General features: G+C 72.6%; 20 protein-coding genes. 9 read left to right on the top strand and 11 right to left on the bottom strand.

Translation table 11 applies throughout. The annotated features are described in order from the left end of the window. Positions 1-325: 325 nt before the first annotated feature. On the bottom strand, positions 326-1,084 hold the full coding sequence (gene cobF, locus QRX60_RS51410) for a precorrin-6A synthase (deacetylating) (RefSeq protein WP_285998728.1): 759 nt from the start codon (positions 1,082-1,084) through the stop codon (positions 326-328). Positions 1,085-1,162: 78 nt separating this feature from the next. Here cobF and QRX60_RS51405 point away from each other — a divergent pair, with 78 nt between their 5' ends. The 3 genes from QRX60_RS51405 (at position 1,163) to QRX60_RS51395 (ending at position 3,864) form a co-directional block, all read left to right on the top strand. Further along, positions 1,163-1,369 (top strand): heavy-metal-associated domain-containing protein, encoded by a 207-nt coding sequence (locus tag QRX60_RS51405; RefSeq protein WP_285998727.1) that lies wholly within the window; start codon positions 1,163-1,165, stop codon positions 1,367-1,369. Positions 1,370-1,374: 5 nt separating this feature from the next. Further along, a complete protein-coding gene (locus tag QRX60_RS51400; protein WP_285998726.1) occupies positions 1,375-3,513 on the top strand; it encodes a heavy metal translocating P-type ATPase in 2,139 nt (712 codons plus the stop codon). 69 nt (positions 3,514-3,582) lie between these two features. After that, a complete protein-coding gene (locus QRX60_RS51395; protein WP_086678475.1) occupies positions 3,583-3,864 on the top strand; it encodes a metal-sensitive transcriptional regulator in 282 nt (93 codons plus the stop codon). Here the strand turns inward: QRX60_RS51395 and QRX60_RS51390 are convergent. The 4 genes from QRX60_RS51390 to QRX60_RS51375 form a co-directional block, all read right to left on the bottom strand. Continuing rightward, complete coding sequence (locus tag QRX60_RS51390) at positions 3,861-4,556, bottom strand: CPBP family intramembrane glutamic endopeptidase (RefSeq protein WP_285998725.1); 696 nt, start codon at positions 4,554-4,556, stop codon at positions 3,861-3,863. The genes QRX60_RS51395 and QRX60_RS51390 overlap by 4 nt on opposite strands. Continuing rightward, positions 4,553-5,821 (bottom strand): ABC transporter substrate-binding protein, encoded by a 1,269-nt coding sequence (locus QRX60_RS51385; RefSeq protein WP_285998724.1) that lies wholly within the window; start codon positions 5,819-5,821, stop codon positions 4,553-4,555. Before QRX60_RS51385 ends, QRX60_RS51390 begins: the two co-directional genes overlap by 4 nt. A 41-nt stretch (positions 5,822-5,862) precedes the next feature. Beyond that, positions 5,863-7,092, bottom strand: coding sequence for a coiled-coil domain-containing protein (locus QRX60_RS51380; RefSeq protein ID WP_285998723.1), 1,230 nt, complete (start codon positions 7,090-7,092; stop codon positions 5,863-5,865). A gap of 120 nt (positions 7,093-7,212) precedes the next feature. Next, positions 7,213-7,932 carry an MgtC/SapB family protein gene (locus tag QRX60_RS51375; RefSeq protein ID WP_285998722.1) on the bottom strand — a complete coding sequence of 240 codons (720 nt, stop codon included), beginning with the start codon at positions 7,930-7,932 and terminating at the stop codon, positions 7,213-7,215. Positions 7,933-8,042: 110 nt separating this feature from the next. Between QRX60_RS51375 and QRX60_RS51370 the strand changes: the two genes are divergently transcribed. Beyond that, positions 8,043-8,714: a maleylpyruvate isomerase family mycothiol-dependent enzyme gene (locus QRX60_RS51370; RefSeq protein WP_285998721.1), complete on the top strand. Its 672-nt coding sequence runs from the start codon at positions 8,043-8,045 to the stop codon at positions 8,712-8,714. An 80-nt stretch (positions 8,715-8,794) separates the two neighbouring features. Here the strand turns inward: QRX60_RS51370 and QRX60_RS51365 are convergent, their stop codons facing one another. The 3 genes from QRX60_RS51365 to QRX60_RS51355 form a co-directional block, all read right to left on the bottom strand. Beyond that, on the bottom strand, positions 8,795-10,123 hold the full coding sequence (locus tag QRX60_RS51365; RefSeq protein ID WP_285998720.1) for a copper resistance CopC/CopD family protein: 1,329 nt from the start codon (positions 10,121-10,123) through the stop codon (positions 8,795-8,797). Continuing rightward, complete coding sequence (locus QRX60_RS51360) at positions 10,120-10,692, bottom strand: hypothetical protein (RefSeq protein WP_285998719.1); 573 nt, start codon at positions 10,690-10,692, stop codon at positions 10,120-10,122. Before QRX60_RS51360 ends, QRX60_RS51365 begins: the two co-directional genes overlap by 4 nt. Before the next feature lie 138 nt (positions 10,693-10,830). Further along, on the bottom strand, positions 10,831-11,526 hold the full coding sequence (locus QRX60_RS51355; protein ID WP_285998718.1) for a winged helix-turn-helix transcriptional regulator: 696 nt from the start codon (positions 11,524-11,526) through the stop codon (positions 10,831-10,833). Between the two features lie 297 nt (positions 11,527-11,823). Between QRX60_RS51355 and QRX60_RS51350 the strand changes: the two genes are divergently transcribed. The 3 genes from QRX60_RS51350 to QRX60_RS51340 all read left to right on the top strand — a co-directional run bounded on the left by QRX60_RS51350 (position 11,824) and on the right by QRX60_RS51340 (position 16,919). Next, on the top strand, positions 11,824-14,136 hold the full coding sequence (locus QRX60_RS51350) for a TOMM precursor leader peptide-binding protein (RefSeq protein ID WP_285998717.1): 2,313 nt from the start codon (positions 11,824-11,826) through the stop codon (positions 14,134-14,136). A gap of 46 nt (positions 14,137-14,182) precedes the next feature. Further along, a complete protein-coding gene (locus QRX60_RS51345) occupies positions 14,183-15,637 on the top strand; it encodes a SagB/ThcOx family dehydrogenase (RefSeq protein WP_285998716.1) in 1,455 nt (484 codons plus the stop codon). Positions 15,638-15,713: 76 nt separating this feature from the next. Then, entirely contained in the window at positions 15,714-16,919 is a 1,206-nt protein-coding gene (locus tag QRX60_RS51340; RefSeq protein ID WP_285998715.1) for a sensor histidine kinase, read from the top strand. A 171-nt stretch (positions 16,920-17,090) separates the two neighbouring features. Here QRX60_RS51340 and QRX60_RS51335 read toward each other — a convergent pair whose 3' ends face one another. Both QRX60_RS51335 and QRX60_RS51330 read right to left on the bottom strand, forming a co-directional pair. Next, a complete protein-coding gene (locus tag QRX60_RS51335; RefSeq protein WP_086677117.1) occupies positions 17,091-17,696 on the bottom strand; it encodes a response regulator transcription factor in 606 nt (201 codons plus the stop codon). Between the two features lie 215 nt (positions 17,697-17,911). Then, entirely contained in the window at positions 17,912-18,661 is a 750-nt protein-coding gene (locus QRX60_RS51330) for a helix-turn-helix domain-containing protein (RefSeq protein WP_285998714.1), read from the bottom strand. Positions 18,662-19,117: 456 nt separating this feature from the next. Here QRX60_RS51330 and QRX60_RS51325 point away from each other — a divergent pair, with 456 nt between their 5' ends. After that, positions 19,118-19,303, top strand: a complete 186-nt coding sequence (locus QRX60_RS51325) for a hypothetical protein (RefSeq protein WP_285998713.1) — start codon at positions 19,118-19,120, stop codon at positions 19,301-19,303. Positions 19,304-19,619: 316 nt separating this feature from the next. Further along, entirely contained in the window at positions 19,620-20,225 is a 606-nt protein-coding gene (locus QRX60_RS51320; protein WP_285998712.1) for a response regulator transcription factor, read from the top strand. A gap of 99 nt (positions 20,226-20,324) precedes the next feature. Here the strand turns inward: QRX60_RS51320 and QRX60_RS51315 are convergent, their stop codons facing one another. Further along, positions 20,325-22,685 carry a sensor histidine kinase gene (locus QRX60_RS51315; protein ID WP_285998711.1) on the bottom strand — a complete coding sequence of 787 codons (2,361 nt, stop codon included), beginning with the start codon at positions 22,683-22,685 and terminating at the stop codon, positions 20,325-20,327. Positions 22,686-22,796 lie beyond the last annotated feature (111 nt).

Below are 22,796 nucleotides of genomic sequence, written 5' to 3'. Positions count from 1 at the left end.
GCCGACCTGCCCGGGTGGGCGAGTTCCGGCTTCACTCACGTGAGTCACGTCCTGGATCACGGGGATGGCGGTCCTGGTCACTGCTGGCCGACCCGTGCAGGCACGCGAGCCGACCGTCGGGGTGCGCGAGTTGACCCTGCAATCACGCGAGTCGGCTCCCCAATCACGCGAGTCGGCTCCTGAAACACGCGAGCCGACCCTTCCAGCACCCGCGCCGCCGGGACTCGGGCCGGCACTGGCGTGCTCGAAGCCGGATCTCGTGTGATTGAAGGCGGATCTCACGTGATTGGAGAGGCATCGCTCGTGATTGGAGGGGCGACACGGGTCAGGCCGGGCGGCGGAGGAGGTACGTGTCCATGATCCAGCCGTGGCGTTCGCGGGCCGCGGCGCGGGTCTCGCGGATCCGGGTGGCGAGAGCCGGGGTCAGCGGGCCCGAGATCAGGATTTCGTCCGGGGTGCCCACGTACGCGCCCCAGTAGATCGTCAGGCCGGAGTCGGTGAAGCGGTCGAAGGTCGTGTGCGCGTCCAGGAGGACGAACACGTCGTCGACGTCCGGGGGCCAGCCCGTCGCCAGCCGGCGGCCCGTCGTCAGCTGGACCGACCGCCCGATCTGGTTCATCGTCGTCCGGTGGCGGGCCACCAGGGCCGAGATGCTGCTGATCCCCGGGATCACCTCGTACTCGAACTCGACGTTCCCCCGCGCCAGCACCGCCTCGATCAGCGCGATCGTGCTGTCGTACAACGACGGGTCGCCCCACACCAGGAACGCCCCCGTCGACGACTCGTCCAGCTCCGACCGCAGGAACTGCTCGTACACCGCCGCCCGCGCCGCGTGCCAGTCGGCCACCGCTGCCCGGTAGTCCTCCGGCGTGCGGTCCCGGGGTGGATCCGCGACCAGCACGATGCGGTGCGGACGGGTGACGAACCGGTCGAGGATCTCCTGGCGCACCCGGACCAGGTCGGCCTTCTCCGCACCCTTGTCGAGCACGAAGAAGACGTCGACGCGGTTGAGCCGGTCGATCGCCTGCACCGTCAGGTGCTCCGGGTCCCCGGCACCGATCCCGATCGCGTAGATCTTCCGCATCCCGCGAGTCTGGCGGGGGCCACGAGTGAACCCCTACCCCCGATGGGTATAAAGGAAGGGGAACGAGAGGAGCTGCTGATGACCGAAGCGAGCTACACCGTCGAGGGCATGACCTGCGGGCACTGCGCCACGTCGGTCCGGGAAGAGGTCTCCGAGCTCGCCGGCGTCCGCCAGGTGGACGTCGACGTCGAGAGCGGGCGCGTCACCGTGACCAGCGACACCCCGCTGTCCGCCGACGCCGTCGCCGCGGCCGTCACCGAGGCCGGCTACCGCCTGGTCGCCTGAGCCCGATGACCACCGCGCGGTCCGCAGAAAGCGTCGAACTCGCCATCGGCGGCATGACGTGCGCGTCCTGTGCCGCCCGGGTCGAGCGCAAGCTCAACAAGGTCGGCGGCGTGACCGCGACGGTCAACTACGCCACCGAGAAAGCGCTGGTCAGCTATCCGAGCGAGCTCTCGGTCGACGACCTCAGGGCCGTCGTCGAGGCCGCCGGGTACTCCGCGCGGCTCCCCGAGCCCGAGGAGCCCGACGAGACGCCCACGCTGCGCAAGCGTTTGCTCCTTTCGGCGGCGCTCACCCTCCCCCTGATCGCGCTCGCGATGGTCCCGGCCTGGCAGTTCGACTACTGGCAGTGGGTCTCGCTCGCCCTCGCCGCCCCGGTCGTGACGTGGGGCGCGTGGCCCTTCCACCGCGCCGCCGCCGTGAACCTGCGCCACGTCACCGCCACGATGGACACGCTGATCTCGCTCGGCGTCGTCGCTTCGGTGGCCTGGTCGCTCTACGCCCTCTTCTTCGGCATGGCCGGCGAGATCGGCATGCGCCACGGCTTCGAGCTGATCGGCTCGGGCACGGCCGGCGACAGCCTGTACTTCGAGGTGGCCGCCGCGGTCACCACGTTCATCCTGGCCGGCCGCTACTTCGAGGCCCGCTCCAAGCGCCGCGCGGGCGCGGCCCTGCGCGCGCTCATGGACCTCGGCGCGAAGGACGTCACGGTGCTCCGCGACGGCGAAGAGCAGCTGATCCCGGTGGAAAAGCTGCAGGTGGAAGACGTCTTCGTCGCCCGGCCCGGTGAGAAGATCGCCACCGACGGCGTGGTCACCGAAGGCAGCTCCGCGGTCGACACCAGCATGCTCACCGGCGAGTCCGTCCCGGTCGAGGCCGGCCCGGGCGACGCGGTCACCGGCGCCACCGTCAACGTCGGCGGGCGGCTGCTCGTGCGCGCCACCCGCGTCGGCGCCGACACCCGGCTGGCGCAGATGGCGCGGCTGGTCGAAGCCGCGCAGACCGGCAAGGCCGAGGTCCAGCGGCTCGCCGACCGGGTCTCGGCCGTGTTCGTCCCGGTGGTCGTCTTCGCGGCGCTGGCCACGCTGGTCGTCTGGCTGGCGACCGGCGGGAGCCCCGAAAAAGCCTTCACCGCCGCCGTCGCCGTGCTGATCATCGCCTGCCCGTGCGCGCTCGGCCTGGCGACGCCGACGGCGCTGCTGGTCGGCACCGGCCGCGGCGCGCAGCTCGGCATCCTCATCAAGGGCCCCGAGGTGCTCGAGTCCACCCGCCGCGTCGACACCGTGGTCCTGGACAAGACCGGCACCGTCACCACCGGCCGGATGACCCTCGTCGACGGTGACGGCGAGGTGCTGCGCCTCGCCGGGGCGCTCGAGGCCGCGTCCGAGCACCCGGTCGCCCGCGCCGTCGCGGACGCCGCCCGCGAGCGGTTCGGCACGCTCCCCGCCGTCACGGACTTCCGCAGCACCGCGGGGCTGGGCGTGCGAGGCGTGGTCGAGGGACACGACGTCGTCGCCGGGCGAGCGGAGTTCGTCGGCGCCACGAACGCCGGCAGCGCGGGGACCGTGGTCCACGTGGCCTGGGACGGCGAGGTCCGCGGGCGCCTGGTCGTCGCCGACACGATCAAGCCGACGTCCGCCCAGGCGGTCGCCGAGCTGCGCGAACTCGGCCTGAAGCCGGTCCTGCTGACCGGGGACAACGCGGGTGCGGCCCGCGCGATCGCCGCCGAGGCGGGGATCGGCGAAGTGATCGCCGAGGTGCTGCCCGAAGGGAAGCTCGACGTCGTCAAGCGGCTGCAGGCCGAGGGACGCGTGGTCGCCATGGTCGGCGACGGTGTCAACGACGCGGCCGCGCTCGCCCAGGCCGACCTGGGCCTGGCCATGGGCACCGGCACCGACGCGGCCATCGAGGCGAGCGACCTGACGCTCGTGCGCGGCGATCTGCGGGTCGCCGCCGACGCGATCCGCCTGGCCCGGCGCACCCTCGCCACGATCAAGGGCAACCTGTTCTGGGCGTTCGCCTACAACGTCGCCGCCCTGCCCCTCGCGGCGCTCGGGCTGCTCAACCCGATGATCGCGGGCGCGGCGATGGCGTGTTCGTCGGCCTTCGTGGTCAGCAACAGCCTCCGGCTGCGCCGGTTCCGCTGAAGCCCGGGCCCATACACCCGGTGGGTATACTCGAGGAAGAGGGACGCCGACGAGGGGAACAGGTGCGCGATGACGGGTTACGGCACTGAGCGGGAGGCCTATCTCAAGCGCCTGCGCCGGATCGAAGGGCAGATCCGCGGGCTGCAGCGCATGGTCGAGCAGGACAAGTACTGCATCGACATCCTCACCCAGGTCTCCGCGGCGACGAAGGCCCTGCAGTCGTTCTCGCTGGAGCTGCTCGACGAACACCTGGCGACCTGCGTGGTCCAGGCCGCCGCGGCCGGCGGCGAGGAAGCCGACCTGAAGGTCCGGGAAGCCTCGGACGCGATCGCGCGCCTGGTGCGGTCCTAGCGGACCAGCACGGCGAGCGTGAGGCCGCCGGCGTTCGTCACGAAGTGCACGATCACCGACGCGAGCACGCCCCGGCCCAGGTGGCGCCACCAGTGCAGGAAGATCCCGGCGACACCCGCCGCGGCCATGGCCAGCACCTGCAGCACCACCACCGGCGTCGAGCCGAACACCGCGTGCACGGCGGCGTTGCGGCCGATCGCGAGCGCCGGGAGCGCGTGCCAGAGCCCGAACAGGGCCGCCGAGCAGAGGATGGGCGGCCAGCTCCACCGCTCGTCCGTCGCGCCGAACAGGCCCGGCAGCACCCCGCGGAAGGCGACCTCCTCGATGAGGACCGTCCCGAACAGGATCCGGCCGCACGTCAGCCACAGCAGCTGCCCGAGGTCCGGGTCGCCGACGCGGCCGTCCTCGTACACCGTCCGCAGCGCCGGCACGGCCAGCGCGATCCCGAACACGACCGCGATCAGCCCGGCCCCGGCCAGGCCGACCAGCGCGGGACGCCGGAGCGTGCCGAGCCCGAGGCCGGTCCAGGTGCACCCCGCGGCCCGGCCGAGGGCCACCAGGACGAGCGCGGCGACCAGCCCGCACACCGGGTACGCCCAGCCGGGCAGCACGCGGTTGGCCAGGGTGGTCGACGCGGCGAGCGTCACGACGGCCGCGACCAGCGCGAGCACCCGCCGGACGGTCCACGTCAAGGGATGATGTCCCGCGAGTTCAGGGCGTCGGTCAGCCGTTCGCGCAGCTCCGCCGCGGTGACCGGCGGGTCGATCGCGGACGGCGGGGACAGCACCTTCGAGATCACCGTCGACAGGTTCTGGTACGCCGGGGTCAGCGGCCGGACGGCGGCGTCGGCCAGCGCGGCGAGGATGTCCGGTTTCATCGGGAACTTCGCGGCCATGGTCGAGCCGGGGTCGGCCGGGTCGAGCGGCGCCGGGTCGTCGTAGACCGAGCGCGTGGTCGGTGCCAGGCCGTCCTCGATCGCCTGGTACTTCTGGCTGGCCGGGCCGCGCAGGCACAACGCCGCCTCGAACGCCTCTGTCTGGTGCGGCGAGTACGTGCTGACCGCGAGGTTGAAGCCGCCGATCGTGACCCGGCTCGGGCGTCCCGGCACCACCGACGGGTACCGTGCCCAGTGCACGTGCGCGAGGTCCTGCGGCTTCTCCTTGGCGTAGGACGCGTGGACGTAGGGCCAGTTCAGCTCCAGCGCGCCCTGCCCGCGCTGGAACGCCTGCCGGACCTCGTCCTCCTTGGAGTTGCCCAGCGAGGGGTCGGTGACGCCGGCCGTGGTCAGGGTCTTCAGCACCTCGAGCGCGCGCACGGCGCCGTCGTCCACCAGCACGGACTTGCCGTCGTCGGACAGGATGTGCCCACCCGCCGACGCGACCAGCGTGTTGTAGAAGACCACCAGGCCCTCGTACTGCGCGCCGGTGAACAGGACGTTCCCCGGTTTGCCCGCCGCTTTGAGGGCCTTGGCCTGGGCGATCATGTCGTCGAACGTCTTCGGCGGCGACGGCGTGAGCCGGTCGTCGTACCAGAGCAGCTGGACGTTCGTGTGCTTCGTCGCCGCGTACAACTTCCCGTTCCAGCGGGCGGTCGAAAGCGGGCCGGGGAGCACGTCCCGCGTCGCCTCGGCCTCGGCGGCGCCGGTCCACGGCACCACCCAGCCGGCCTCGGCGAACTCCGGCACCCACGTGACGTCGAGGCCGAGGACGTCCAGTGAAGGGTCTTCCGCGGCCAGCCGCCGGACCATCTGCTCACGCTGGCCGTCCGCGCTGCGCGGCAGCTTGTGGTAGACGATCCGGTAGCGCCCGCCCGCGGCCGCGGTGCAGGCGTCGACGACGTGCTGGAGGTTGTTCTCCGGCGAGACGTACAGGTTGATCGTGACACTCGAGCCGTCACCGCACGCGCTGAGTGCGCCCGCGGCCAAGGCCGCGACCAGCGCGATCTTCGTTCGCCTCACAGCTTCCGATCATGGGGGCTGCCCGCCCGGCGGGCAAGGGATCAGCCCACCGCGTCGGTGAGGTCCGCCGGGGAGCGCCGCTGGACGGGCACTCTCTTCGACATCGGCAGCGTGGCCTCGGGATCGAAGGACGCGGGCCGGTCGTCGAGGGCGACGGCCGCTTCGGCCAGCAGGGAGCGGCAGCCGGTGAGGCTCGAGTGGAGCTTGTCGCGGACCTCGGTGAGGGCGGTGACCTCGCGTTCGGCCGCTTCGACCAGGGCTTCGCCGCGCCGGGTCGCTTCGGTGACGAGGCGTTCGGCCTCGGCTTCGGCGGTGGTGACGAGCTTCTTGGCCTTGGCCTCGGCGGTGGTGACCAGCTTCTTCGCCCGGGTGTCGGCGGCCGCGACCTGCTTCCGGGTTTTGTTTTCGGCAGTGGTGACGAGGTCCTCGGCCTTGGCCTCCGCGGTGGTGACCAGCTTTTTCGCCTGGGCCTCCGCGGCCGTGACCTGCTTCTCGGCTTCGGCTTCGGCGGTGCTGACCAGCTGATCCGCCTTGGCCTCCGCCATCGTGACCAGCGTTTCGCTGCGTTTCGTGGCCTCGGTCACCAGCTTCTCGGCCTCGGCCTCGGCGGCCGCGAGCTTGCGGTCCCCGTTGTTGACCAGGGCCTCGCTGCGCCGGGTCGCCTCGGCGACCAGCTGATCCGCCTTCGCGCGGGCAGCCGATTCCTGCTCGGCCAGTTCGCGCATCGCGGTGGCGCGGCGGATCGTCATCGCGCGGCTGTGGTCCTCTTCCTGCTGGGCCCGGCGGTGCGCGGCGGCCTCGTCGAGCTCGCGGCGGCGCTGCTCGGCCGCGCGCAGGAACTCCTCGTGCTCGGCGCGCCGCCGTTCGGCCTCGGCCTCGGCTTCGGCGACCAGCCGGCGTTCCCGCTCGGTGAGCCGGACGGCCTCCTGCTCGGCCTCGCGCCGGGTGCGTTCGGCCGTTTCCGTTGCCCGCGCGGTGATTTCGGCCGCTTCCTCGCGGGTCAGCTCGATCATCCGGCGCGAGCGCTCCTGCAGCGCGTCCGGCTCGATCGGGGTGCGGCTGATCCGGTCGATCTTCACCCGGAGCTCACGGTTGTCCTCGGCGAGCGCGGCCACGCGGTGGCGCGCGGAGTCGCGTTCGGCGGCGAGTCTGCGCATCTCGGCCTCGGCCCACGCGACGTACTCCGCGACCTGCGCGCGCTGAAAACCGCGCCACGCCAGGTCGAATCCGGGCTGCGTCCGCGCCTCGTCCTCGCCACCGCCGGGGGCCATGCCTCACCTCCGAATTGGATGGTTTCTCCTCGGCCGCACGTTTTCCTTGCGGTGCCGGGGAATTCCGCGTCCACCCCAGTGTGCCGCAAACCCGCCCCCGCGCGCTGCCCGGGCGGCTGATCATTCGTCGAGCGGTTCCCCGGGGCCGGTGGACGTGCTCCGGACGCCCGGCAGTTCGGCGAGTTCGGCGGCGAGGTCGTAGAGATCACCGCGGCCGTCGAGGCGCAGCGTCACGACCGCGATCCGTTGTCCCTCTTCGGAAAGCGACTCGTGGTCGACGTCGACGTGGTGCACGCTCCAGCCCCGCCCGGTGCAGACGGCGAGCGCGGCGCGCAGCACGCCGTGGCCGTCGAGGTAGCTCAGTTGCACGACCGGTGGCTCGCGGCGGTGCCGCGCGACGAACCGCTGCAGCGGTGGGAAGCCACGGGTCACCACGAAGTGCGCGATCGTCGTGCCGACGGCGAGGACCGGCAGCCCGGCGCCGGACGCCGTGCCGACCGCGGCGGTGAGCCAGATCGTCGCCGCCGTCGTCAGGCCGCGCACGGCGTCCCGGCGGACGAAGATCAGCCCGCCGCCGATGAAGCCGATGCCGGACACGATCTGCGCGGCGATCCGCGACGGGTCCAGCGAGACGTGGTCGCTGCTCAGCAGGTCGGCGAAGCCGTACTTCGACACCAGCATGAACACCGCCGAGCCGACCCCGACCAGGCTGTGCGTCCGCAGCCCGGCGGCCTTCATGCCGGCTTCGCGCTCGAGGCCGATCGCGACGCTGAGCACCAGCGCGAGCAGCACCGGCGGTAGCAGGTCCCACTGCGCCGGCGTGGACCACAGAGTGGGCAAGATCACTACCTCCCGAGGTCGGCGGTGTCGGCACGCGGGGAGAACCGCCGTGCCCGTCACCTGGGCATACTGGGCCGGAAGCCCCGATCGTGCCAGGTGAGGTGGGACGCGTGACAGCGAGTCGGCCGGCCCCGGACTTCGTGGGCTACCCGGAGGTGCGGCGCGGCGTGCGCGCCCTGCTGGGGTCCCGCGCCGGCGTCCACCGGCGCCCGGTGCCGGCGTGTCCGGAGTGGACCGTCACCGACCTGCTGGGTCACCTCACCGGGATCGCCGAGCGCGTGCTCGAGCGCCACGGCGGCACGGTCCCCCCGGCGCCGGCGGGGCCGCTGACGGTCCCGGAGCTGCTCGATCGCTGGGACGACGTCGGCGAGGACCTCGACCGGCGCCTCGCGGAGGCGGGCGGCCGCAGCGGCGAGGTCATGGTGATGGACGCCTACACCCACGAGCTGGACCTGCGCGCGGCGCTGGGGGCGCCGCCGCCGGCCGAGCACGCGGCCTGGGCACCGAGCTTCGAGGTGCTGGTCCGCGGGTTCTCGGGCTCGATCGCGGGCCGCGGGCTGCCGGCCCTGCGCCTCCGCACGACGGGTGGCTCCCAGAGGACGGCGGGCGCGGGCCGGCCCACGGCGACGCTGACGGCTCCGGCACACGAGCTGTACCGGGCGCTGGCCGGGCGGCGGTCGCCCGCCCAGCTGGCGGGCCTGGAGTGGAGTGCGGTGCCGGGGCCCTGGCTGCCCGCGTTCAGCTGGGGGCCGTTCACCCCGCCGCGCTCACCGGGGGTCTGACCGGCCGAAGTCCGTGAATGGCACATCCACGGACTTGAAGTCCCTCGATGTGCCATTCACGGACTTTCCGCGGGGGCGCCTCAGCCGCCTGGTGGGGTCACCGTCAGCATCGCCGCCAGCGCCAGCACCACGACGCTGAGCAGCACCTCCACGGCCACGGCCTGCCGCAGCCGGCGCAGGTCCGCCGTCACCGTCTTCGTCGCGCCCTCCGCCGGGCCGGTCATGCCCCGGCGCACCGCGCGGCGTGACCGGCTCGCCACCGCCAGGAGCAACGCGAAGCCGGCGATCTTGAGCAGGACCAGCAGGCCGAACCGGGTGGTCCAGAGCGTGGACAGGGACGGCATGATCCGCAGCGCCAGCACGGCGCCGCTGAGCGCGATCGCGGTCACCGCGCCCGCCGCGAGGCGCGAGAAGCGCGCCGCGACGGGCGCGAGGTCCTCGCCGGGCGCCGGGCGGTACAGGCCCAGGGCCAGCTGGGCCAGTCCGCCCGCCCAGACGGCGATGGCCCCGAAGTGCACGAGGTCGGCCGAGACCGAGACGAACATGATGGGGTCGGTGACCGGGTGGCCGGTGGCCGAGAACGTCAGCAGCACCAGGAAGCCGGTCACCATGGCCGCGTTCTCGTGGCGGGACCGCAGCCGGTCCGGCAGCCCGGGCCGCAGGAGGCGGGGCAGCAGCACCGCCAGCGCGGCCACGGCGGCCAGCCGGAGGAGGAGCAGCTTGCCGTACGCGACGCGCAGCGTGTCCGCCAGCAGCCCGGTGTCGAACACGGCCTCGAGGTTCCGCCCGGCCGCGTACGGGCCTTGCAGCACGAACGCCGCGACGGTGGCCGTCGCGACGAGGCCGCAGCCCCAGTGCAGCAGCCGCCGGGCGCGGGGATCGGTGCGGGCCGCGGGGCGGCACAGGAGCACGAACGCCAGCCCGCCGAGCAGCACGACGCCGAGGTAGGCCAGCCAGCGCGCGGCCGTCGACGCGAAGTCGACGCCCGGGTCGGTGCCGGTGGCCGCGGACACGGCGCCGGCCGAGGTCACCAGCGGTCCGCTGCCGACGACGAACGCGAACGTTCCGCGCACCGGGTGGGAGTCGGCCGAGACGAAGGCGTATTCGACGAGGTAGCCGGCGTCCGGCAGGTTCGGCTTCAGCCGCACCGCGAGCTGTTCGGCGACCTCGCCGGGCTGGAACACCGGCCCGGCGTCGACCTGGTGGCCTTCGAGGTCGACGACCTTGATCGAGCCCGGCTGGATGCCGATGTTCTCCGACAGGGTGACCGACACCAGGGACGGCGCCGCGCTCAGGCGGGCGCCGTCCCCGGGGGTCGACGAGACGATCTCGACGTGGGCCGAAGCCGGAGTGGCGCCGAGCACCAGCCAGCCGAGGAGCAAGGCCAGCAGGGCCAGCGCACGCTTCACGACGCGGCGAGGGCGGGCTTCGGCAGCCCGCAGACGCAGCCGGTCAGCTCGTGCTCGGCCGCCGAAGCGCGCCGGTGCAGAACGACCGCGATGATCATCGGGATGGTGACGATCGTGTTGTAGAACAGGTGCAGTTCGACCCGGGGAACGAGCAGCTGGATGATGCTGGTGGGCACCTTCTGCCCGGCCAGCCGCCAGCCGCTCTGCGCCTGGATGAACAGCAGCAGGTGCTCGATGTGGTGCCAGAACTGGATGGCCAGCGCGAGGTTCCACCACTGCCGCGACCGGCCGGCGAAGCCGTGGCGCAGGATCCACAGGAACACCAGCATCACGAGCGCGTAGCCGTAGTGCAGCCATTCCTGCGAGATCAGCCACGGGAAGGGCATCCCGAGCACGCCGCGTGCCTTCGCGGTCGGCCAGCCGAACCCGTAGATCTGGATCGCCTGCACGATGTGCTCGGCCCAGTGGGCGATCACGATGAGCATGAACACGGCGAGCGCGCGGTGGTGCCAGCGGCTGTTGAGCCCGCCGAGGAACCCGGACGGACGGGCGAGTTCGGACGTCGACATACAGACCCCAGTTCACCAAGACGACGATGTGCGTCGACGATAGCCGTTGCCGGAGCGGCTTCCGTTACTCCGGATTGCTGATCCCGCAAGAGAAGTTACGACGCCCGGCGGATTGCGCACCGCCGGGCGGAGCCACGCTCAGTGGACGGACAGCCCCGTCGAGCGGTCGGGCGCCGGCGGGATGTGGAAGAGCCGGCTGAACAGCTCGAGGTGCGCCGGGTCGCCCTCGACGCGGACCTTGCCGCTGGAGATGGCGTCCTGTGCGGACAAGCTGCCCCTGAGCAGGTCCAGCATCGCCGGGCCCCGCGGCTCGATCACGAGGTCGGCGGCGGGCAGCGCGCCGGCGGACACCTTGAGCGAGCCGTCGTCGACCAGGGCGTGCACGATCATCTCGCCGCCGAGGTGGTGCAGCTCGTAGTTGACGTGCACGCCCGCGGCGGCCTCCTCCCGGAAGGTCGTGTAGAGCGAGAGGATCGCGATGTCGAGGGTCAAGGTCTCGTCCGGCTTCGGGTAGGTCAGCGAGCGGGCGCCCCACAGGCCGAGGTCGAGCACGACGTGGTCGAGTTCGGCGCCGTACTCGGTGAGCTCGTAGACGACCCCGGCGTCCAGCTGCGACAGCACCCGGCGGCGGATCACCCCGGCCTCTTCGAGCTCGTTCAGCCGGGACGTGAGGATGCTGACCGGGATCCGGGGCAGCGTGTGCTGCAGGTCGGTGAACCGCTTCGGGCCGAGCATGAGGTCACGCACGACCAGCAGCGACCACCGTTCGCCGACGATCTCGAGCGCCCGGGCCAGGCCGCAGAACTGTCCGTAGGTGCGAGCAGAGGTAGGCATACTCGGGTCCTCACTTGTCTCGGGTGCCAGACCGGGCGCCGCCTGGGTTCGCGCGGGACCGCGAGTTCGGTTACGGTGCCCCGGACGCACCGTGCCGCCACGGGCGTCGCTGTCTACGGTGACGGTTCCCCGCCGCGTGCGGCCAGTGAACGACACACCGGTGCCCTGTGCGTTTTCCACGTCAAACCATGCGTTTCGCATGACTTGCCGGTGCTTCGAGCACTGGCTGAGTAGACCTCTCGTGGAGCAGGATTTTCTTCTCTCGTCCCGCCCAGCCCGAGACCGGCAGGAGGGCCCATGCGCACGACAGCGGTGGACGCGCAAGGCGGCGGCGCCACGGAAGCCCCGGTGCCGGCGCGCGCCCCGGCGTTCCGGCGGCACCTGCGCGCGGAGGTCCGGGCGGGCAAGGGGGCGTACCTGTTCTCCGAACAGGGCGTGATCGCGATGCGCGGCGCGAAGATCGAGTCGCTCGCGGCGTTGCTCGACGGCACCCACGACCTCGACCGGCTGCTGCGCGGCCGTCCCGGCGGGATGGCGCCGGAGGAGGTCGCCGCGCTGCTGGCCCAGCTCGTCGACGCCGGGCTCGTGACGTTGCGCAACCCCGGCACCGACGACCTGCTGCCGGGCGACGAACGCGCGCTGGCCTACTGGGACGCGTGCGGGGTCGACGCCGACGTCGTGGCCGCGCGGCGGGGCACCGTGCGGCTGACCGCGGTGGGCGACAGCGCCGACGGCGTGGACCCCGGCGCCGTCGAGCGGGCGCTGGCCGGCGCGGGGCTCGAGGTGGTCCGCACGGACACCGGCACCGCCGACCTGTCGGTCGTGCTGTGCGCCGACTACCTCGACCCGCGGCTGGCCGGGATCGACGCCGAGCACCGCCGCGCCGGACGGCCGTGGCTGCTGGCCCGCCCGTCCGGGGCGCAGGTGTGGATCGGCCCGGTGCTGCAGCCGGACGGGGCGTGCTGGCACTGCCTGACCCACCGGCTGTGGGGCCACCGGCACGCCGAGGCGTGCGTGCAGGAGGAGCTGGGCCACGCCGGCCCGGCGCGCCGCCCGATGCCGGCGCTGCCGCCGCTCACCTCCGCCGCGGCGCACCTCGTCGCGCTGGAGGCGGCCAAGTGGGTGGCCGGGTACCGCCACCACGGCCAGCAGTGCGTGTGGACGCTCGACACGCTCGACCTGCAGGGCCGGCTGCACGAGCTGCACCGCCGCCCGCAGTGTCCCCGCTGCGGCGACCGGTGGCTGGTGACGTGGCGTTCGGTGCGCCCGGTCGAGCTCCAGCCGGCCAAGAAGGCGACCACCGGGGGCGGCGGGCACCGCACGGCGACGCCGTCGCAGATGCTCGAGCGGCACCGCCACCTGGTCAGCCCGGTCACCGGGATCATCAAGGAGATCCGGCGCGACCCGGACGCGCCCTGGTTCGCCAACGCCTACCGCTCGGGGCCCAACGTCGCCCGCGGTGTCACCGCGATGGCCGCTCTGCGCGCGGGGCTGCGCTGCGAAAACGGCGGCAAGGGCGTCAGCCCGCTCGACGCCGAGGTCAGCGCGCTCTGCGAGGCCGCGGAACGGTTCTCCGGTAACTTCCAGGGCGACGAGCTGCGCATCCGTGCCTCCTTCGACGAGCTGGGCGAGGAAGCCGTCCACCCCAACGCGTGCATGCTCTTCGCCGACCGGCAGTACGCCGGCCGCGCGGCCTGGAACGCCGAGCACGCCGCCTTCCAGCACGTCCCCGAGCCGTTCGACCCGGCCGCCGTCGTCGACTGGACGCCGGTGTGGACGCCGGCCGGGCACCGCCGTCTGCTGCCGACGTCCTACCTGTACTACGGGATCCCGCGCGAGAGCGCGGCCCGCGGGGTACGCGCCGACTCGAACGGCACCGCGGCGGGCAGCAGCCTCGAGGACGCGATCCTGCAGGGCGCGCTGGAACTCGTCGAACGCGACGCCGTGGCGCTGTGGTGGTACAACCGCACGCCGGTGCCGGGCGTCGACCTCGCGTCCTTCGCCGACCCGTGGCTGGACGAGATGGCCACCGGCTACGCGGGGATCGGCCGCGAGATGTGGGTCCTCGACGTGACGTCGGACCTGGGGATCCCGGTGACCGTCGCGGTTTCGCGGCGGATCGACGGCCCGCACGAGGACATCATGATGGGCTTCGGCGCGCACCTCGACCCACGGATCGCGGTGCGCCGCGCGGTGACCGAGCTCAACCAGATGCTGCCCGCCGTGCGGAGCGCCGGAACCGACGTCGACGACCCGGACGCGCGGCGCTGGCTCGCCTGCGCCACCGTCGCGAACCAGCCGTACCTGCGGCCCGTGGCGGGCGAGCGGATGCGGGCCGCCGGCGACTTCCGGTTCGTCAACCGGGCCGACGTCCGGGACGACGTCGACGCGCTGACCCGGGTGTTCGACCGCGCCGGCCTGGAGCTGCTGGTGCTCGACCAGACCCGCCCGGACGTCGGGATCCCGGTGGCCAAGGTGCTCGCGCCGGGGCTGCGCCCGTTCTGGGCCCGGTTCGCGCCGGGCCGGCTCTTCGACGTCCCGGTCCGGCTGGGCCGGCTCGGCGCACCGACCCCGTACGAGCGGCTCAACCCGTTCCCGATGTTCCTCTGAGCGCCCCCGGGGGCTCGGTCTTTCGCTGTTGCTTGAGGAGTTGGCCTTGCCTGCTTACCCCCCGGAGGGGATCCCCGAGACCGTCCGGCTCTGGTCCCTCACCGAAGACACCTTGCTGGAGGCGGGGGACGACGACACGCTCGTCGCGATCACCTGGTGGGGCGAGTACGAGCTGGCGGACATCCCCCGGCCGGTCCGCGAGTCGCTGGGCCGGATGGCGCTGGGCCCGATCTCGATGGGCAACCTCGCCACGTCGGCGGGCAACGCCGCCGAAGCGTGGGCGGGGACGTTGCGCAGGGTCCTCAACCAGCTGTCCGGCTCGGTCGTGCACTCGCTCGCGCTCAACGACGGCCGCGGGCCGCTGCTCTCGGCCATCCCGGTGACCCAGGCGCCGGTCTTCCCGGCCGACGTGGTGCCGCCGGGCCGGCTGATCAAGCTGTCGCGGTACTCGGCGATGCGCCCGGACGGCGGCGGGCTGGTGCTGGAGTCGCCCCGCGCCCGGTACCGCGTCGCGCTGCTGCGGCCGCCGGCGGTGGCCGTGGCGTCGTCGCTGGCCGGGCCGGTGACCGTCGCGCAGGTCGCCGAGACCTCCGGGCTGACCGAGGCGGTCGTGGCCGACGTCGTCACGTTCCTGGTGGCCGCGGGCGTGGTGCTGGTGGCCGACGACTGGGCCGAGTTCACCGAGGACACCGACACCGACCTGACCGTCTGGTCGCCCGACGACCTGATGTTCCACGCCCGCAGCCGGACGTGGCTGAAGGGCGGCCCGCCGGACCCGGAGGCGCACCGGGCGGGCACCGAGCCGCCGGTGGTCAAGCAGCTCACCGCCGGCCCGACCTTCCCGTTGCACCGCCCCGACCCGGAGGTGCTCAAGGCGACCGACCCGACGCTGGCCACGCTGCTCGAACACGACCACACGTGCCCCGAGGTCACCGAACGCGCGTTGTCCGCCGACCAGGTGGGCGAGTTCCTCTTCCGCGCCGCGCGGGTGCGCTCGATCGGGCCGGCGTACCTGCCCGGCGGACCCGGCCACGAGGCTTCCCAGCGGCCGTACTTCAGCGTCGCGTGCCTGTACGAGCTGGAGATCTACGTCGGGATCAACCGGTGCGCGGACCTCGCGCGGGGGATCTACCACTACGACCCGCTGTGGCACACGCTGACGCTGATCAACGACGACCTCGGCGTCCTGGACGGCATGCTGGACCTGGCGATGGTCGGCGCGGGCAGCCACCGCCGGCCCTCGGTGCTGCTGACGATGACCGCGCGGATGTCGCGGATCGCGTGGGTGCTCGGCAGTGCCGCGTACGCGACGACGCTGGTGCACGTCGGCGCGTTGCAGCAGGTGCTCTACCTGACGGCGAAGGCGATGGGACTCGCCGCGCACGCCGTGCCGGTCGACGCGGGCGACCGGGTGGACCGCTCACTGAAACTGGAGTGGCCGGCCGAGGTCAGCGTCGGCGAGTGCGTGCTCGATTTCCCCGGCGGTAATGCGCTGGGCTGATCGCGCGACGCCTCCGCGGGAACCGTTCGCCCTGTTACCTTTGAGGCACTGGGGTGCGGGTGAGGTGGGAGGCGCCGTGGCATATCCGGTTCGGCTGCGCGGGAAGTCCCGGGTGCGGGCCGAGCCGCCGGCGGAGCGGGATGCCGGACGGCCGGACTTCCGCGCGCTCGTCGCGGGCGGTCCGGTGGCGGCGGCCGCCGCGGTCGCGCTGACGGCGTTGCTCCCGGTCCTGGCCGAACGGGAGTCCTGGGCCCCGCGGCTGCTCGCGCTGGCCGGCGCGGCGGCGCTGGCGGGGGTGCACCTGACCGCGTTCGCCCACGGCCGCGTCCGCCGCCCCGGCCTGGCGCTGGCCGCCCAGGCCCTGCTCGCGTACGGGCCGATGCTGCTGCTGGGAGCCCTGTGGAGCACCGCGGGTGGGTTCCTCGCCGGGGGTCTGCTGCTGGCCGTCCGGCCGGCCCGGGCGGTGCCCGCGGCGGGGCTGGTGTGCGTCGTGGCGGGGCTCGTCTGCGCCTGGCCGACGGGTTCGGCCGATGCCGGGTTCGCGGGCGCGGTGTCCGCCGGGATCGCGGCGCTGGCGCTGTCCGGGGCGGGTGCGGCCGCGCGGCTGATCGCCGAGCGCGAGGAGGAACGGCGCGAGCTGAAGCGGAGCGCGATCGCCGAGGAGCGCAAGCGGTTCTCCCGCGACGTCCACGACCTGCTCGGCCTCAGCCTTTCGGCGATCACCCTCAAGGGTGAACTCGTCGACCGGTTGGTGATCGGCCAGCCGGGGCGCGCGAAGGAGGAACTGGCCGAGCTGCTGACGATGTCGCGGCGCGCTCTGGCCGACGTCCGCACGGTCGCGGCGGGCTACCGCGAGCTGTCGCTGGCCGACGAGTGCCGGGCCGCGGCGGCGGTGCTGAGCGCGGCCGGGACCCGGGTGACGGTGGCCCGTTCCGGCACGGAGGACCTGCCCCCGGAGGTGGCGACCGCGCTGGCGGCGGTGCTGCGCGAAGGGGTGACGAACGTGGTGCGGCACAGCACGGCGAGCTGGTGCGCGTTCTCGGTGAGCAAGGAGGACGGAACGGCCTGGCTGGAGATCGTCAACGACGGCGCGGGCGGCCCCGCGGACGGCGGCGCGGGTTCGGGATCGGGGCTGCGCAACCTGCTCGACCGGGTGGAGTCGCTGGGCGGGACGCTGGCGACGGAGTCCGGTGCGGACGGGACGCACCGGCTGCTGGCGGCGGTCCCGGTGGGGTGTGGCGGCGTGCGCCGGCATCGGGCGCCGGACGAGCTGTCGGCGTAAGCGCTTTCCCGGCCGGTTTTCCGGGCGGGGTGGGGTGTTCGGGCGGGCAGCACGCGTGTCTGGAGGGGCGGCTCGTGTGTCTGGAGGGTCGGCACGCGTGCTTGGAGGGACGACACTCGTACCCGGACGGACGGCTAGCGTGCTTGGCTGGTCAGCCTCAACCGGCCGGGGCTAAAGCCATTCCGCTTCGGTCGCGATGCGGATCGCGTGGACCCGGTTGCGGGCGTTGAGCTTCGTGACCACCGCGGCCAGGTAGTTGCGGACCGTGCCGGCCGACAGGAACAGCTCCGCCGCGATATCGGCCACGTTGCGTCCGCGCGCCGCCAGCGACAGGATCTCGATTTCGCGCGGGGTGAGCGGGCAGTCGTCGGTCTCCCAGGCGGCCAGCGCCAGCTCGCTGTCGATGACCCGGCGGCCGATGGCGACCGAGCGGACCGCGTTCGCCAGCTTGTCCGACGGCGAGTCCTTGAGCAGGAAGCCGTTCACCTTCGCGTCCAGCGCGCGGCGGACCGTGCCCGGGCGGCCGAGGCTGGTCAGGATCAGGGTGTGGACGTCGGGGAGGCTCTCGTGGATCTCGACCGCCGCCGACAGCCCGTCCTTGCCCGGCAGGTCGATGTCGATGACCGCGACGTCGGGCTGGGCCGCCTTCGCGGCCGGCAGGATCTGGTCGCCGGTGGACACCTCGGCGACCACCTCGATGTCGGATTCCAGGTTGAGCAGGGCGACCAGGGCGCCGCGGACCATGTGCATGTCCTCGGCCAGCAACACCTTGATCACGACGGTACCTCGCACCCCAGTCCGTTGACTCCGAACCGCAATTGTACGCCATTGCCCGGCCCCCGCCGGTGTTTCGCGGAAGCGCACTCACCCGGTAATGACGGGAATTCACGGCGGCGCCGCTGGGCCGAATGGCTGCGGGGAACGCGGGCCGGGTGCGTCCGCCGTCCGCGGATTAACGGACGGCGGATTCGGTGTCCCGGAATTGCCCGCGCTCAGACCGCCATCGGGCGGGCCACCGCGGACCGGCGCAGGTCGGGCAGGGCCAGCAGGACCGGCGGGTCGAAGCCGTGCCGGGGCCGCAGCCGGACGTCGGCCAGGCTCGCCGTGACGCCGCGGTGCACGGTCACCGGGCCGGCGAGGCCGGTGTAGGGCCGCAGGGTGTGGTCGTCGACCTCGCCGCAGCCGTAGGCGTGGGTGAGCACGTACCACGAGCCCAGCGGAACGTCTGCCAGTGCATACGGTCCCGGGCCGGGCAGGACGGCGTACCTGGCCGGCGCGCCCTCGGCGATCCGGGCGGCGAACAGCCCGACGAACACCGGTCCGACCTCGGCCGACGGCGCGACGCGCAGCTGGCCGCGCACGGCCGTCCCGGAGCCCGGCTGGGCCTGCTGGTCGGCGACCCGCGGCGCCATGCCGCGCAGCTGCCGGTACCCCGACGGCGAAACGCCGACGCTGCCGCTGAAGCGGGCGCTGAACGTGCCGACGCTGTTGTAGCCGACCTGGTGGCTGATGTCGGCCACCGAGATGACCGTGGTCGCGAGCAGGCGCTTGGCCTCCGCGAGCCGCAGGGCCGACAGGAACCGGCCCGGTGACAGCCCGGTGACCCGCAGGAACACCCGGGTGAAGTGGAACTTGCTGAACATGGCCGCGCGGGCGAGGTCGTCGATCGTGAGCCGCTCCCCCAGGTTGTCTCGCATGGTCACGATGGCGCGTGCCACGGCTTGCCGGACGATCTCATCCATGGTGGCCGTCCCTCCCGGTCGACAATGCCGCCCGGGCACCTTCCCGGTGAAGGCGTCCGGTGCGGGGGATGTGATTTCGACCAAAACTGTAAGTCGGCGGGCGTCTACTTCTTAAGTGCTCTGTGCACCGGTCCGGATGGATTTCACCGGTCCCGGGCATGCGTTTTGCACATGGGGTGTGAACGCGGCGGGGAACGGGCACTCCGGCCGTGCACACATGTGCGTTTCTCATACCCGTGGTAGCACCGGGGATGCGGGTGACCGCACATGGTGACGAAAACGCGGTGATTCGACGGTGTTCGAGGGACTTGCTAGCCCGTTCGGAGTCTTTGCGGTAACCGCACGGACCATGTGTAAGCCACATCACGGCGATGATGCGGGCACTGGTTGATGCCGCCTCCGTTGGCGACGATTTATGGCACGTGAAGCATTCATCTTCGCCACTGGGAGCAGAACATGTCCGCACAGTTTTCCGCCGACGTCCGCGCGCTTTTCACCGATTTGGAGATCGAGTTCGAAAAGGCTGGGACGGACCTCGTGATCGACCGTTTCGAGCACTTCAGTATCGAGGCTTCCACGGGCGCCGTGCCGGGGCGCCGCGGCACCTGCTTCTGCCGGGCCGACGTCCTCGAAGCGGCTTGATGCGCGTTTGCGCAGTTCTCGAAGCCTCGAGCCGGTCGCGGCGGGTGCCCAGTGCGCCCGCCGCGGCCGGCTCGCGGTGTGGGAAGTCCACAAGCGACCTGGCCGGAAAATTTCCGACACGAGTGACGGAAATCCCTGTCCGTCCGTGACGGCTGGTAGTCGACCGGGTGCGAGTAGGCATTTTTAACCTGGCCCTAACCCGTGCATGTGCATTTCGCGGCATCGCCGCAAAAGTGGTGCCCGAATGGTGCAACCGATTCGTCAAGCGGAATGTTTAACTGAGCTTCTGGGGAATCGTGAGTGCGGAGGCACACCCGTGATCAGAGTGCTGGTGGCCGAGGACATGCACATCGTGCGGGGAGCACTGGTGGCGCTGCTGCGGCTCGAACCCGACATCGACGTGGTAGCCGAGGTCGCCTCCGGGCTCGAGATCCTGCCCGCCGCGCGCGCCAAGCAGGCGCAGGTGGCCGTCATCGACATCGACCTGCCGGGCAAGGACGGCCTCACCGCGGCCGGTGAGCTGCACGAACACCTGCCGGGCTGCCGGACCCTCATCCTCACCAGCCTGGGCCGTCCCGGCACGCTGCGGCGCGCCCTGGATGCCAAGGTGGGCGGGTTCCTGCTCAAGGACGCGCCCCCGGACAAGCTGGCGCACGCCGTGCGGGGTGTGCTCGCCGGCCGCCGCATGGTCGACGGCGACCTCGCGCTGGCCGCCTGGGACAGCGTCGACTGCCCGCTGACCGCCCGCGAGCTGGACGTGCTGCGGATGACCGCGCAGGGCTACGGGACGGTGGAGGTCGCCGCCCGGCTGTACCTTTCCGCCGGGACAGTACGGAACTACCTCACGACCGTCGTCGCGAAGCTCAACGCCCGCAACCGGGTGGACGCCATCCGCATCGCCGAGGAGTCCGGCTGGCTGTGACCGGCGGCCGGAGCCGAACCGGAGGTCCAGACCAGCGTGGCCGGATCGGCCGTCCGGTGTCCGCGCGCCGGGCCGGCGGTTCGGGCCGGCGCGAAGGGTTCAGGCCGGGACGACCGCCCGCAGCCGGAACCGGCCGTCCGGCTCGACCCCGGCGGTGAGTTCGCCGCCGAGGTCGGCGACCCGGTGGGAGAGGTTGCCGATCCCGCTGCCGGGGGAGGAGTCCCGGGGTACGGCGGCGGCACGTGGTTCGGGCACGACGGGCTTCGCGGGCCCGTCACCGTTCCGCTCGACACCGTCGTTCACGATGTCGAGGCAGATTCCGCCGTCGGTGCGGCGCATCGCGATCTCGCAGCTCTCCACTTTGCTGTGCCGCAGCACGTTCGTGACGCCTTCGCGCAGGACGACGGCCAGCACCGTGCGCACCGGCGTCGGCAGGTCGTCGCCGAGCATCTCCATGCGCACCCGCACGTCCGCGGCCGCCAGCACGGACTTCGCCGTGCGGGACTCGCTGTCGAGGGACAGCTCGCGGTAACCGCTGGCCACGGACCGGACGTCGGACAGGGCCTGGCGGGTCAGGCCGAGGACCTCGTTCAGCTCCTCGGCGGCGCGGTCGCGGTCCAGGGGCAGCACCCGGGCGGTCAGCTCGCTCTTCAGCGCGATCGCGGACAGGCTCATCCCGAGCAGGTCGTGCAGGTCGCGGGCGAACCGCAGCCGCTCCTCGGCCAGCGCCATCTCGGCCAGCCGCCGCCGGGTGCTGGCGAGCTCGGTGACCAGCCGGACCAGCCACAGGAGCCCGAACACGGTCAGGCTCGTCATCACGGTCGCGGCGGTGTAGAAGATCGTGGACGTGAGGTCCGCGCCCGACACCCGGTGGATCTCCGCGTAGGCGGCGATGTTGAGGGCGAAGAACACCCAGCCCGCGACGGGCGGCAGCACCAGCAGCGCGCTGCCGAGCAGCAGCCCGGGCAGGCTGACCCAGTGCGGGCCGAGCGGCAGCAGCGGGAGGTAGATCAGGCAGGCCTGGACGAGGAGCATCCCGTAGCTCTGCGCGGACCGCAGCTGGGTCGACGGCCGGTTGAAGTACGAGAACTGCAAGGCCAGCAACGCCACGATCGAGCCGACGACCAGCGCGACCTCCCACGGCCGGGGGGCCAGCTGGAGCAGGTGCGCCAACGCACCGATGCCCATCAGCGCCATGATCACCGGCAGCAGCCGGCGGATCTGCTTCGACGCGCTCTCCGAGCGCTCCTCGGTGTCGTGCGCGGCGGGGCCGCCCGGCCCGCCGGGCAGGGGGAGCTCGACGCGCAGCCGGAACCGGCCGTCCGCGCCGGCCTTCGCGGTCGCCGTGCCGCCGAGCGCGGAGACCTCGTCGGGCAGGATCGTCAGCGCGCTGCCCGGGGCCAGCGCCGGGTCGTCCGCCGTCACGCCGTCGTTGACGATCTCGAGAGCGACCTTGCCGTCCTGGTGCCGGACGTCGATTTCGCAGTGTTCGACGTCGCTGTAGCGCAGGACGTTCGTGACGCCTTCGCGGAGCACCTTGGCCAGCAGCGTGCGGACCTGGACCGGCAGATCGCCCTGGTCGAAGTGGATCCGGACGGCGATCTCGGACGCCGACAGCAGCGATTCGGCCGTGCGGGACTCCTTCTCCAGCGAGAGTTCGCGGTAGCCGTGGGAGACCGCGCGGACGTCGGAGAGGGTGCGTTGCGCGGTGGCGGTGATCTCGGCGAGCTCGGCCTTGGCGCGGTCGGCGGACTTGCGCATGAGGCGGGACACGAGCTCGCCCTTGAGCGCGATCGCGGACAGGCTCATCCCGAGCAGGTCGTGCAGGTCGCGGGCGAAGGCCAGCCGCTGCTCGGCGACCGCGCGCTGGGCCAGTTCGGTGCGGGCCTCGTGGAGCTCGTGGACCATCCGCGCGAGCCGGGACAGCAGGTAGAAGACCAGGATGTAGAAGAGCGTGCCGAACGCGTTGTAGACGGTGGGCGCCGCTGCCACGCCGAACACCTGGTAGACCCCGACGGTGCTGAGCACGATCACGACGACCGCTGCCCAGCCGTAGCGCGGGGGCAGGACCAGGAGCGCGGCGCTGCCGACGTACACGAGCATGGTGGCCCACAGCCAGCCGAAGGTCAGCATCGGCACGTAGGCGAGGACGACCATGACCACGAACAGCACCCGGCTGGTCGTCGAGTCGAGCCGGGCGGACGGGCGGCTGAACCACAGCAGCTGGATCGCCAGCAGCGCGACGGCGGCCACGATGGCGTATCCGGCGCGGAAGGGGCCGACCGACGCGGGCAGGAGGCCGACGACGCCGATCACGCCGAACCCGGTGACGACCACGACGATGATGGCCGCGGAGAGGTAGGTGGCCAGCCGAGGGCGCCGGTCGGCGGCGGTGGTGCCGCGGGGTTCGGCGGTCGCGGACAGCTCCGCGGCCGGCTCGAGCGCGGCGACCGGAGACATCAGTGGAACCCCCGGGGTCTCGGCGATGGCCGGGCGCTCCACAGGGCGCGGCCAGGGCGTGCTGCTGCCGATCGATCGTAGCTCACGCGAGGGCCGTTTCCCCGCACCGGA

The organism is Amycolatopsis mongoliensis (assembly GCF_030285665.1).
Taxonomy (GTDB): domain Bacteria; phylum Actinomycetota; class Actinomycetes; order Mycobacteriales; family Pseudonocardiaceae; genus Amycolatopsis; species Amycolatopsis mongoliensis.
Note: the sequence above shows the minus strand (reverse complement) of the source record. Positions and strands in the feature narration are given on the sequence as shown.